General features: G+C 61.5%; 6 protein-coding genes and 3 pseudogenes. 8 read left to right on the forward strand and 1 reads right to left on the reverse strand.

Features of this window, described 5'->3' with window-relative positions:
• Positions 1 to 151 precede the first annotated feature (151 nt).
• The 8 genes and pseudogenes from IEX25_RS16525 to IEX25_RS16560 form a co-directional block, all read left to right on the forward strand.
• On the forward strand, positions 152 to 586 hold the full coding sequence (locus IEX25_RS16525) for a hypothetical protein (protein ID WP_188716496.1): 435 nt from the start codon (positions 152 to 154) through the stop codon (positions 584 to 586).
• A 210-nt stretch (positions 587 to 796) separates the two neighbouring features.
• Entirely contained in the window at positions 797 to 1,285 is a 489-nt protein-coding gene (locus tag IEX25_RS16530; protein ID WP_188716498.1) for a hypothetical protein, read from the forward strand.
• A gap of 188 nt (positions 1,286 to 1,473) precedes the next feature.
• The gene (locus IEX25_RS16535) at positions 1,474 to 9,675 is read left to right on the forward strand and encodes a glycoside hydrolase family 94 protein (protein WP_188716500.1); all 8,202 of its coding nucleotides are present in this window, start codon (positions 1,474 to 1,476) and stop codon (positions 9,673 to 9,675) included.
• A 253-nt stretch (positions 9,676 to 9,928) separates the two neighbouring features.
• The gene (locus tag IEX25_RS16540; protein ID WP_188716502.1) at positions 9,929 to 10,171 is read left to right on the forward strand and encodes an AbrB/MazE/SpoVT family DNA-binding domain-containing protein; all 243 of its coding nucleotides are present in this window, start codon (positions 9,929 to 9,931) and stop codon (positions 10,169 to 10,171) included.
• Positions 10,171 to 10,497, forward strand: a complete 327-nt coding sequence (mazF, locus tag IEX25_RS16545; protein ID WP_103174720.1) for an endoribonuclease MazF — start codon at positions 10,171 to 10,173, stop codon at positions 10,495 to 10,497. The genes IEX25_RS16540 and mazF overlap by 1 nt, the downstream gene beginning before the upstream one ends.
• A 146-nt stretch (positions 10,498 to 10,643) precedes the next feature.
• Positions 10,644 to 11,018, forward strand: a pseudogene (gene tnpA / locus IEX25_RS16550) (IS66-like element accessory protein TnpA); the annotation flags it as partial.
• Positions 11,015 to 11,331: pseudogene (gene tnpB / locus IEX25_RS16555) on the forward strand (IS66 family insertion sequence element accessory protein TnpB); the annotation flags it as partial. The pseudogenes tnpA and tnpB, both read left to right, overlap by 4 nt.
• Positions 11,332 to 11,436 (forward strand): annotated as a pseudogene (locus tag IEX25_RS16560) (transposase domain-containing protein); the annotation flags it as partial.
• A 202-nt stretch (positions 11,437 to 11,638) separates the two neighbouring features.
• Here IEX25_RS16560 and IEX25_RS16565 read toward each other — a convergent pair.
• The gene (locus IEX25_RS16565) at positions 11,639 to 11,968 is read right to left on the reverse strand and encodes a hypothetical protein (protein ID WP_188716504.1); all 330 of its coding nucleotides are present in this window, start codon (positions 11,966 to 11,968) and stop codon (positions 11,639 to 11,641) included.
• Positions 11,969 to 12,264: the final 296 nt, after the last annotated feature.

The raw sequence follows: 12,264 nt of genomic DNA on the forward strand, positions 1-12,264 counted from the left end.
CCGGATCACGAAGGCGCATCAGAGAAAAAGAGCCATTTGCCTGATTAGGGCAGCATCCAGTTACGAGCGTCAACGGTTCGGGCGGGGTCAAACTCCGCCCTTTTTTCAAGGGACTCCGTCTTGCCGCAGCGCTCTTTGCCAGGAAATCCAGATGTCCACGCGGTCCACAACCTCTGCCGTTGAATTCAAGCACGCTTTCGTTGTGCCCGGCTCCAACAAGGAGTTCCCGCCTGGTCGCTATGAGGTCTTGGTTGAGGAAGAGCTTCTCGAAGGTCTCAGTTTCGCTGCATACAGGGAAACAGGGGCCTATCTGATGATCTACGGGAAGGGGCACAGCTCGGGGCCGACGGAGATGCGCGCCATTTCATCGGCCTATCTCACCATGGCACTGAAGCGTGATGCCCTCCTGGATGGGCCGGCTGAAAGCGCAGAGTCGGCACCTGCCTCTGAAGCTGTCAGTCCGTATAAAGGTGGCTCCCCTGATCAGGATGTGCAGGCACAGGATCTGGAGGCGAAGGAGGGCGCGACCGTCGGCAACAGGATCAAGCGATGGATCGGGACTGTGACATCGCTACTACCACGCTGACTCGTCTTCAGAACTCTCGACTGCCGCGTAATTCAGACGAGTGGCATTTGGCTGCCGCTCTAAGATCTTGCTTGCCTCCGAAGAGAGTCCCAATCACGGCCACTGCTTTCACCCTGCGAAGCAAGCACTTGGTTGGTCCTACGTTCAGGCGAAACTGTAAGCGCAAGTGCCCGAACGGCTGACATAGCAACCCTTTTGGAGGGAGCCGAATTGACCGGTTCAATCAAGACCACCGCCATCTTCCTGCGGGCCTTCGAACTTCCGAGCTTCAATGAGCCCCTGCCTCCTGGTGAATACGAGGTGGAAACCCAATTCTCCCCTCCTTCAGCCGGGGTCAGCCCAGATGCCTGGAAGGCGTCTGTTCTGGTGCGTCTGCACCCCCGCACCTCCCATCCCGGTCTCAGTCGAACGCTGACCGTCCCATTTGCGGAATTTGAACGGGCGGTGGCAAAGGACAAGCTGACAGGCAAGGCACTGACAGATTTCTTCCTGGAGGAAATGCTGGCTGACCCAATGATCCGTCTTGTGATGGAGGCCGATGGTGTGGGCGAAGCCGAACTGCGCGACCTATATTCGAGGACCAGAAAACCGCCCGCGGATCCCCTGCAAGGTCAGCAAGAGCCAATCACACCCCGCGACGGCAAGGGTGCCGATGATGAGACGCAAGTCATTGGTACTCAAGGATCCGGTAGCCTGTGACGGCGAACCTACGCCAAAACCAACCCGCCTCAACGCATAGGATAGATCACCTGGAAGAGCGTATCACGGCCAGGAACTGGCCCCTGCTCCCTGCCCTCATCCGCCACGAGGTCTGGCTTGATCGCAGCCCTACCGAGGCCGGCATCGCTCTGGCGGCGTCATCGGCTCCCGCATTGCCTGCATGGCACATGTTTGAATTTCTCGGTCGCTTGACGAATAACCGCGCGGCTGTACGAGCCACTTATCTTTCGATTTTTAACGAGGTTCGCAACAAGGGTACTGTAACCCCTGCCGCTGAATGGCTGCTGGATAACCACCACGTTGTTGACGAGACCTTCCGCCACCTGCACCGGGATCTGCAGCCGAAGTTCTACGGCAGCCTGCCTTCTCTTCAACTGGCAGGCGGAGCGCGCGTCCCTCGCGTGTTGGCATTGGCGTGGACCCATGTCGCGCTGACCAACTCTGCCGTGACTCTGGAGGAATTGAGCCAGCTCGTCGGTGGAATGCAGCGCCATACCGATCTGACCATCGGTGAGGTCTGGGCTGTCCCTTCTCTGCTGCGCTTCGTGCTGCTTGAAAACCTGCGTCGCCTGTCCGACCGGATCGAGGATGGCAACCGCAAGCGTGCGGCAGCCAATGCACTGGCCGACTGTTTGGTGGGAGCCGCCCTCACGGAAGCAGCGGCGTTCTTGGCGTCAGAGTCTTCAGCGGCCCGTGACGCGACCTTTGCTGCGCAACTCCTTTATCGCCTCCGGGATGGTTCGGGAACGACAGCCCTGGCACTAGACTGGCTCGAGGCACAGTTAGCAGCTGCGGGGCAGACTCCTGACTCGATTTTGGCGGCCGAGCATGCCCGCCAGTCCAGCGGCAATGTCACCATGGGCAACATCATCAGAAGCCTGCGCCTGATCGACGAAACGGACTGGCTGGAATGGTTCGAGAGCGTATCGAGTGTTGATCGGGAACTGCGCCGCGCACCAGAGTTTGCTGCCCTGGATGGCGCAACTCGCAACACGTACCGCGAACAGATCGAGCGGCTGGCCCGGCGATCCGACTTCACCGAAGTGGAGGTGGCTCGCGCAGCGCTCACAGCCGCGGATGGTGCGGACCCGGGGCGGCTGCTGTTGGCCGAAGGCTTGCCAGGACTCGAGGCGCATATCGCCTATCGTCCCACGCTGGCCGAGCGCCTGCGCCGCAGAAGCCGCCGCGCAGGCTGGGCTGCCCTGGCCGGCCCTGTGATCGTCGTGACCCTGCTGATTGCCGCGTTGATGGTACAGGGGCTTGACGCCCCCGCCTCGGTGGCCGTGCTGCTGTTTGTCCTCGCCCTGTTCCCTGCCTCCGAGGCCGCGCTTGCCATTGCACAGGCTACTGCGGCCCGCCTGTTCCCGCCCCGGCGCTTGCCTGCCTATGATTTCGCCAGCGGGGTGCCAGAGACATCCCGTACGCTGGTCGTGATCCCCTACCTGCTGACTTCACGCGACGACACAGACGAGGTGCTACGGACCCTGGAGCTTCACTACCTGTCCAACGCATTGGGTGCGATCGATTTTGCATTGCTGTCGGATTGGGGCGACAGTCCGACCGAAACCCGTTCTGACGACACCCTGCTGCTGGCTCACGCACGCGCCGGGATCGAGGCGCTGGCCAGCCGCTACGCGGCCACTGGCCGCCGCTTCTACCTGCTCCACCGTCACCGTGTTCGCAACTTGCAGGAAGGCATCTGGATGGGGTGGGAGCGAAAACGCGGCAAGCTGATGGAGCTGAACGCCCTGCTGCGTGGGAACGCCGACACTTCGTTCATGGAAACTGGGCCCTTGCCCCCTGCTGACGTGCGCTTTGTGCTGACGCTGGACAGCGATACGCGTCTTTTGCGCAATTCGGTGTCGGCCTTGGCAGGGAAGCTGGCCCATCCGGTGAACCGCCCCATATCCGACGCCACGGGCCGAGTGGTGTCGGGGCACGCGATCCTTCAGCCCCGGGTCACGCCATCGTTGACGTCCGGCAACGAAGCGTCGGTCTTCCAGCGGATCTTCTCGACCAACAGAGGTCTGGACCCTTACGTCTTTACGGTGTCCGACCTTTACCAGGACCTGTTCGAAGAAGGCAGCTTTACCGGCAAAGGCATGTACGACCTGGATGCCTTCACTCAGGCGACAGAAGGGCGTATTCCCGACAATACGGTCCTGTCCCACGACTTGCTCGAAGGGGCGCTGGCCCGATCTGCACTGGTGACCGACGTCCAGGTGATCGAGGATTTTCCCACCCACTATCACGTGGATGCGGCACGTCAGCACCGCTGGATTCGAGGGGACTGGCAGCTTCTGCCGTTTATCCTGTCGCGCGGCAACGGGTTGGGCAGGCTTGCGCGGTTCAAGATGATGGACAACCTGCGCCGCTCGCTGGTGCCGACAGCATGGATCGCGGCCTCGGTGATGGGATGGCTCGCCCTAACACCCGGCGTCGCCCTGCGGTTGCAGATCCTGTTGATCCTGACCTTGTTCATGGGATCAGTGATGAGCTTCTACGCCGGACTGGTGCCGGGCCATCCTTTCGCTTCGTCCCAGCGGCACCTTCGAGTGGTGCTTGCCGAGGCGAAAGGGTATCTGTCGGCGGTTCTGCTGCGCCTGTCCTTCATGCCCCATCAGGCAGTGCTGGCGCTGGACGCGATCGGCCGGACCCTGCACCGCATGTGCGTGAGCCGCCGGCACCTGCTGGAGTGGCGCAGCAACTCAGACGTTGCGGCGGGTGGGGCGGGCAGCCGGACCGACTATCTGCGGCGCATGGCCGTGGCTCCGGTGACGGCGATCGTGGTGCTGATCCTGGTCGCGCTGATCAACCCTGCGAACCTGCCCTTGGCTGCATTGGTCGCGCTGGCCTGGCTTATCGCCCCGCTACTGGCATGGGAGACAAGCCGCACATTGGAAACGCAGGACCGGCTGAATGTCGCTCCAGCAGATGCTGCAGCGTTGCGCCGCACCGCCCGGATCACCTGGCGCTTCTTTGAGGAGTTCGTCGGTGCCGACACTCATCACCTGCCGCCAGACAACTTCCAGGATACTCCTGAACCGAAGATAGCCGAAAGGACTTCGCCCTCCAATGCGGGCCTGTATCTTCTGGCGACACTCTCGGCACGCGATTTCGGCTGGATCGGCCTGCCCGAGACGCTGGACCGCATCGAGGCTACTTTGTCCACGCTGGAGCGGATGGAAAAGTTCAATGGCCATCTGCTCAACTGGTATGACACGCGCGACCTTTCGGTGCTGCAGCCACGCTATGTATCATCAGTGGACAGCGGCAATCTTGCAGGCCATCTGGTAACGCTTGCCTCCGCATTGCGGGGGTGGACGCATGGAGCCATCGTCCATGTGCCCACCAATCCGCAAGGGGTCGGCGATGTGCTGAACGTGCTGGCACGCCAGCTTGAAACCATTCCTGATGACCGCCGCGCCCTGCGGCCCCTGCTCCGCCGCCTGCAGGAACGCATTGACGGCTTCTCAAGAAGCTATGCAGACATACTGACCGAGCCACATTTGGCAGTGATGCAGGGCCTTAATCTGACGGTGATCGCAGGCGATATCCGTCAGTTCGCTGAGGCCTATGTGGGGGAACTCGAAACCGACGGCAGCGACCTCCTCTGGTGGGCCGAGGCACTGCAACGCGCTTGCGAGGCCGCGATACGACCACCCGGAAATGCTCCAAAGGTGGAGGAACGCCTGGCCTCCTTGTCCGAACGCGCCCGGGCACTTGCCTTCGGGATGGACTTTGGTTTCCTGATGAACCCGCAGCGGCAACTCTTGTCTATCGGGTATCGTGCCGAATCCAAGCAACTGGACGAGAGCTGCTATGATCTGATGGCGTCCGAGGCGCGGCTGGCAAGCCTGTTCGCCATTGCAAAGGGCGATGCCCCGAACGAGCACTGGTTCCGCCTGGGCCGACCGGTGGCCGCCCTAGGCACGCACGGGTCCTTGTTGTCCTGGTCGGGATCAATGTTCGAATACCTGATGCCGCCTTTGGTGATGCACGAACGGCAGGGCAGCCTGCTTTCGCAATCCTGCGTGGCGGCGGTGGATGTCCAGATTGCCCAGGGGCGCGCTCGGGGTGTGCCCTGGGGCGTATCCGAAAGCGCCTTCAACGCCCGCGACCGCGAGATGAACTACCAATACTATGCCTTCGGCGATCCGGCGCTTGCGCTGAAGCGGGCGGGGACAGAGGATCTGGTTGTCGCCCCCTATGCCACCGCGCTGGCCAGCCAGATCCGTCCGCGCGCGGCGGTCGCCAATTTTGACCGCCTGGAGGGGATCGGCGCCCTAGGGCCGTATGGCTTCTTCGACGCCATCGACTTCACCCCTGCCCGCCTGCCCACAGGCTTCGATATGGCCATCGTCCGCACCGTCATGGCCCACCACCAGGGCATGAGCATTGTGGCGATCGCCAACGCGCTCCTAGAAGGTATTCACCGCGACCGCTTCCACGACGATCCGGTCATCAGGGCGGCTGAGTTGCTGCTGCAGGAAAAGGCCCCGCGAGAGATCGTGCCCATCACGCGCCCCGCCCCAGGCCACAGCCGCGAGGGCGGTACGGAACTACCCCCGGCATTGCAGACGATCCTGGAGAATCCGGCCGAGGCGCCACGGGCCATCGGGCTTATGTCGAACGGCCGGTACACCCGAATGGTCACTGGAACCGGCACCGGCTGGTCGCGGTTGGACGACCGGGCCGTCACCCGTTGGCGTCCGGACCCAACCTTGGATCGCGACGGACTGTTCCTGTTCTTGCGCGACGCCCAGACGCAGGACTGGTGGTCCGCAACGTCTGCACCGACGGCAGAGCCTTCCGAGATAGCGCGCGCCATCTTTTCTGGCCACAAGGCGGAATTCTTCAAGACTGCCCACGACATCGAGAGCCATCTTGAGATCATCGTAGCGTCCGAAGCGCAAGCAGAGGGGATGCGCCTGACGCTTCGCAACCTTTCAAAGCGACCGCGCGTGATCGAAGTGACGAGCTATGGAGAGATCGTGCTGGACAGGCCGCAGGCGGACTTGGCCCATCTGGCATTTTCCAAGATGTTTGTGCGTACGGCAATCGAACGCGATGGCAGCGCCGTCACCGCGCGCCGCAACCGACGTGGGACCGAACCCGTGCTGTATCTTGCGCATCTGGCGGTTGGAGGAACGCCCTTGGGGGCAGAGACTGACCGTCGCACCTTTATCGGCAGGGGGCAGGACATTACCCACCCGGCTGCGATGGAGCCAGGCATGCGGCTGGGCGGCGGGCAGGGCTTCACCCTGGACCCGATCTTCGCGCTGCGCCGTCGGCTCCGCATTGCACCGGGGAAAGAAGCATCGCTGACCTTCTGGACCATTGTCGCCGATGACGACGCATCCCTTGACGCTGCGCTGAACCATTATGCGGATCGCGCCGCATATGACCACGAAAGTCGTCTGGCCTGGACACTTTCACAGGTGCAGCTGCGCCACATGGACAGTTCGCTGGAAGAGGCGGCGATGTTTCGCGCCTATGCTGCCCAGCTGATCTGGCCAGATGGTCAAATGGCCGTGCAGGATGCCGAACTCCGCACCGCCATCGGTCCGCAGTCCAGTCTTTGGGGGCTCGGTATCTCGGGCGACTTGCCGATCATGATACTGCGGATTGATACCGAAACTGATCTACCCATCGTCCGAACCGCGCTGCGCATGCAGGGCTATTTCCGCCACCATGGCGTTCGGGCCGATCTGGTGATCCTGAACGACCGGGCATCCAGCTATATCCAGGACTTGCAGAGCGCGCTGACAGCGTTGTGCGACACATTCCTGCGCACACATCTCGATCCCACCGCGCGTCACGTCTTTGTCCTGCGGCAGGACCAGATGGATCCCGGCCAGATGCGGGCTCTGTTGGCAGCCGGACGGGTTGTCTTGCACAGTCGCAACGGCACGCTGGCGGAACAACTGGCTCGGGTTCAGGCCGCTGCGATGGCCGTGCCGACAAACCGCGATCGACCCATTTCATTCGGACATGCCGCGCCGCGCGATATGCCGGATTTTCCTGTAGAGGACTTGCGTCACTTTAATGGATACGGCGGTTTTTCATCTGACGGACGCGAATATGTCATTCGTCTTCGTCATGGCGAATCCACCCCCCAGCCCTGGATCAATGTCATTGCCCGCGACGGCTTCGGCTTCCATGTTTCGGCCGAAGGAGTGGGCTTTACATGGGCCGTAAATTCGCGCGACTACCAGATCACTCCATGGTCGAACGACCCAGTCGAGAACCGCCCGGGCGAGGCAATCCTGCTGAAATGCCGCCGAACCGGGCGCATCACGTCGCCCTTCTCGGCACTGTGCTCTGATCCGGGCGCAATCCATGAAGCGCGGCACGGGCTAGGCTACAGCCGCTTCAGCTCCTGGAGCAACTGGATCGGTCTGGAGGCAGTTCAGACGCTGGCGGTCAATGGACCCGCCAAGCTGACCCGTTTGCGTGTGACCAATCGAGGGAAGGAACAGCTGGAGCTCGATTGTCTCGCCTATGCCGAACTGGTGTTAGGCAACGACCGCGGCCGCACCGCTTCGGCGATCCGCGCACAGGCCGGCGCCAATGCCGTCATCGCCTGCAATGCAGGGTCGATTGAGTTTCCAAGCCGGGCCGCGGGCCTCGCTTGCGACCTCGCAGTGACAGGGTGGCTGGCCTCGCGTTCGGCGATGCTTGGCGCGGGCAACGTGCGCTGCCCCGAGGCTCTGGTCGGATCTTGGCCCGCCAATTCGACTGATACCGGAGGCGATCCCTGCCTGGCGCTGCGGACCCGCCTTGCCGTGGCGCCCGGAGAGACGGCCGAAGTGGTTTTTGCCTTGGCCGACGCGCCCGAAGCCGAGTTGCCCGGTATCCTTGGCGCCGTCACCAGCGTGACGGAGGTGGCGCAGTCGCTTGAATGCGCGGCAGCGGAATGGGAAGGGTTCCTAGACACGCTTCAGATCCAGACGCCCGACCCGAAGCTGGATCTGATGATCAACACCTGGCTGCCATATCAGGCGTTAGCGTGCCGCATCCGGGCACGCTCGGCCTTCTACCAGGCATCCGGCGCCTTCGGGTTCCGAGACCAGTTACAGGACACGTCGGCGCTGATCCTTCACGATCCGGACCTGTGCCGCCGCCAGATCCTCAACGCCGCCGCACGCCAGTTCACCGAGGGAGACGTGCAGCACTGGTGGTTGCCTTCAAGTGGCGCAGGGGTGCGGACGATGATTTCGGACGATGTCATCTGGTTGGGCCACATCACGGAACGCTATGTCCGCCTGACAGGTGACCGCGCCATTCTGGATGAGCCGGTGCCGTTCATCACCGGTCCTTTGCTGGAGCCTGGACAGCACGACAACTTCCTGACACCCGAGCAATCAGGCGAAGTCGCCCCCCTATACGACCATTGCGCCCGCGCACTGGATCTGGCCGTGGCGCGGACTGGATCGCACGGGCTTCCACTCATGCTAGGTGGTGACTGGAACGACGGCATGAACCGAGTGGGCGAAGAAGGACGGGGCGAGAGCGTCTGGCTTGGCTGGTTCCTGTGCGCCACCATCGATGCGTTCATCCCTTTGGCCGAGGCGCGAGGTGATAATGTCCGCGCCGCCGTTTGGCGCACGCACCGCACGGCGGTGGCCGAGGCACTGGATGCCGCAGGCTGGGATGGCGCCTGGTATCGGCGCGGCTATTTCGACGACGGCAGCCCCTTGGGTTCGGCGGATTCAGCAGAATGCCGCATCGACTCCATTGCGCAAAGCTGGGCCGCAATCTCGAAGGCGGGGCGGCCTGACCGGGTCGGGCCCGCGATGGATGCCGCCCTGACCTGGCTACTGGACCAAGACGCACAGGCGTTGAAGCTCTTCACGCCTCCTTTCGAGAATACCGACAAGGAACCGGGCTATATCAAAGCTTATCCTCCCGGCGTGCGGGAAAATGGCGGCCAATACACTCACGCCGCAAGTTGGATGGTCTATGCCCTGGGCAGGATGGGCAGGGGTGCCGATGCGCACCGGCTGTTTGATCTTCTGAATCCGATTTCTCACGCTGAGAACCGGGCCGATGTCGACCGCTATCGTGTGGAACCCTATGTTGTCGCAGCCGACGTTTATGGCGAAGGGGCGAAAGCTGGGCGCGGCGGCTGGACCTGGTACACGGGCAGCGCCGGGTGGCTATACCGCGCGGCAGTCGAGGGCATCCTGGGAATTGTCCCTGAAGGCGGCGATCGGCTGCGGATCGAACCGGCCCTTCCGCCCCACTGGCCGGGCTTCAGCGCTACAATCACAGTGGCGGGCCACAAGCGCCAGATCGAGGTCAAGCAAGATGGTGTTACACTGGACGGGGAAGGGCCAGGTGAGGATGGAACGTTTGCGCTTTAGGATGGCAGCCGAGTATCAAATGGTATGAGGAGCAATGAGGTGCCAGCGGTCTGAAAGTTGCATTTCAGAATAGCGCGCGCCCCGGCTATAGCTCCTGAGGTGATAATCGGATTTACGGAATATTATTACTTTATATCAATTTGTTGTATACTGATCTCTGCACCATTCTCTTCTGGTCATCCGGTATTTGAAACGCCGTTGCTATATGTTTCAATGCGAGGCAGTATAAACAATGTATAGACATGGGGTCCTGATGCGCGCCGTAGTCAAGAAATGGGGAAACAGCGCCTCAGTGCGCATTCCCGCATCCTTCATGGCTGCGGCAGGCTTGCGCCTGGATCAGGCCGTTGAGGTGCGAGAGGACAAAGGGCGCGTTGTCATCGAACCCATTGCCCACGAAGAGTATGACCTTGCTGATCTGCTTGCCGGTATCACGCCGGAGAACATTCATGATCAGGTCGATTTCGGGGCACCAGTCGGTAACGAAGCTCTCTGATGGCAGATTATGTTCCTGAGGCTGGAGAAATCGTCTCGCTGGAATTTTCGCCACGCGCAGGACATGAACAAGCTGGGCACCGCCCCGCTGCTGTTCTGTCGCCTGCAGCCCATAACCGGATCGGTCTGATGCTGTGCTGTCCGCTGACAGCGAAACGCAAAGGCTATCCGTTTGAGGTGCCGATCGATGATGCGCTTGGCAGCGCCGTGCTGGCGGACCAGGTCAAGTCCCTGGATTGGCGTGCGCATCGGGCTAAGGCCAAAGGCCGCATTTCTGATGCGGAACTTGCGGCAGTCCGGATGAAAGCAAAGGCTTTGATCGGTTAATAAACCCATCTGCTGCGCAGCACATTACGTATCCGTCCGGTGTGCCTGCCCTGACGGTGAAAGCCCGCGCTTGATAATGTCCATGGTTGATAATGGACATCTTGAGGCACTCGCTGGCGGGCACGAAGGGGTAGAAGAAGCGGTTCTGGTCTGACGAGGAGAAACGCTCGATCTGCCGGCAGACACGGGCGTCCGGCGTATCCGTTGCACAGGTGGCGCGGCGCTATTCGATGAACTCGAACCTGCTTTTTACCTGGCTGCGGGATCCACGGTTTTCACCCGCCGGCGCCAAGTCGCCAGAGGCTGTCGAAGATAGCCATACCTTCCTGCCGGTGGAAATCTCGGCTTCGGCCACGACCTCGCATTTGATGAATGATGTCGTCGGAACACACCAACCGGCGGATACTCAGCCGCTCGCACAGCGGGTCGATATCACGCTCTCCGACGGCCGGCGGATCCTGGTGGAAGGCCCAACCAGCCTAGCGGCGGTTCTGGGGCTGGTTCAGGGGCTGCTGTCATGATCCCGGTGCCGAGCAACACGCGCATCTGGTTGGCGGCCGGCGTCACGGACATGCGGCGGGGGTTCAACACGCTGGCGGCGCAGGCCGAGAAGGTTCTGGAGGAGGACCCCTATTCCGGTGATCTGTTCGTATTTCGCAGGCGTCGGGGTGATCTTTTGAAGATCATTTGGTGGGATTCACAGGGCGGATGTCTCTTTCTGAAGCGCCTCGAGCGTGGGCGCTTTGTCTGGCCTGCCGCCCAGGAAGGGAAAGTCAGTCTCAGCCCCGCTCAGCTCTCCATGCTCGTGGAGGGATCGACTGGCGAATGCCGCAAGGTGTCGACCTCGAGGCATGGCTGATCTGGGTGCTGACCCACATCGCCGATCACAAGATCAATCGCATCGACGAACTCCTGCCTTGGAATTGGCAGAAAGCCTGAAATCAACGGCAGTCATGCCGGACGGATACGCATGGCCACCAGGGCCGAGGCCATGATCGCGCTCTTTGACATCGCCGGCCTGTCCAGGGAAGAAGCCTGGGCGGTTGTGGGAGATACCGCCCAGGCGATCTGCGCTTGGATGGTGCCGTAGACAGCTCCTTGGCTAGTCAAGGAAGGCGCAGTACGGATCTTATGGACCTCTTTATAAGGGATCCTGATCCGTCTGGGCCAGTTTGGCGCGGAGGATAGCCAACAACCATGCCCGAGCAGGGTTCGGACCAAAAACCATATCTTGTCCAAGAGTGGGCAAGCCCACCCCGTACAGGCCCTGTGCCGTAGGACCGAACAACTCGATCCTACACCCCGGCAGCAAGGCATCATGAATGGCTTTAGCTGCGTCAAGCGATCCGAGATATGCGTCCGAGAACCGCTGGGGGTCAATGATGCCGACATTATCCAAAAGCCATCGCCAACTCTCGTCCCAGGTACCAGACTCTGTCGCTTCGATCAGTCGTTTCATCGCATCGATCATGTCGTGATCCCCTCTGGTGGCATTGCCTTTTTGAAGCGGCAGCTCTGCGATTGGTTCTCCCTGATCGCGTCGATGCGCGGCCCCGGCGGGGCCTGCCGAGTTTTGCTGGCATGCAGACGAAACCGGCCTGAGGCCGACGCGCTGACTTCGCTTCTAGGAAAGTTCAGATACAAATCACACGAGGTCTGCGTGCAACTTGCCCATGGCGAACATTCCTGAACGACACCGGGAAAACGATGGCTCCGCCATCATCCTCCCAGTTCTGCAGATGCCAAAAGTTACGCCCGATCTCCATC

This window comes from Paracoccus acridae (genome assembly GCF_014642735.1).
GTDB classification, from domain to species: Bacteria; Pseudomonadota; Alphaproteobacteria; order Rhodobacterales; family Rhodobacteraceae; genus Paracoccus; species Paracoccus acridae.

Bases quoted from the DNA above. Each gene is read 5' to 3' on its own strand.
- IEX25_RS16525 (WP_188716496.1), top strand. From the start codon at position 152: ATGTCCACGCGGTCCACAACCTCTGCCGTTGAATTCAAGCACGCTTTC.
- IEX25_RS16535 (WP_188716500.1), top strand. From the start codon at position 1,474: ATGTTTGAATTTCTCGGTCGCTTGACGAATAACCGCGCGGCTGTACGA.
- IEX25_RS16540 (WP_188716502.1), top strand. From the start codon at position 9,929: ATGCGCGCCGTAGTCAAGAAATGGGGAAACAGCGCCTCAGTGCGCATT.
- mazF (WP_103174720.1), top strand. From the start codon at position 10,171: ATGGCAGATTATGTTCCTGAGGCTGGAGAAATCGTCTCGCTGGAATTT.
- IEX25_RS16565 (WP_188716504.1), bottom strand. From the start codon at position 11,968: ATGATCGATGCGATGAAACGACTGATCGAAGCGACAGAGTCTGGTACC.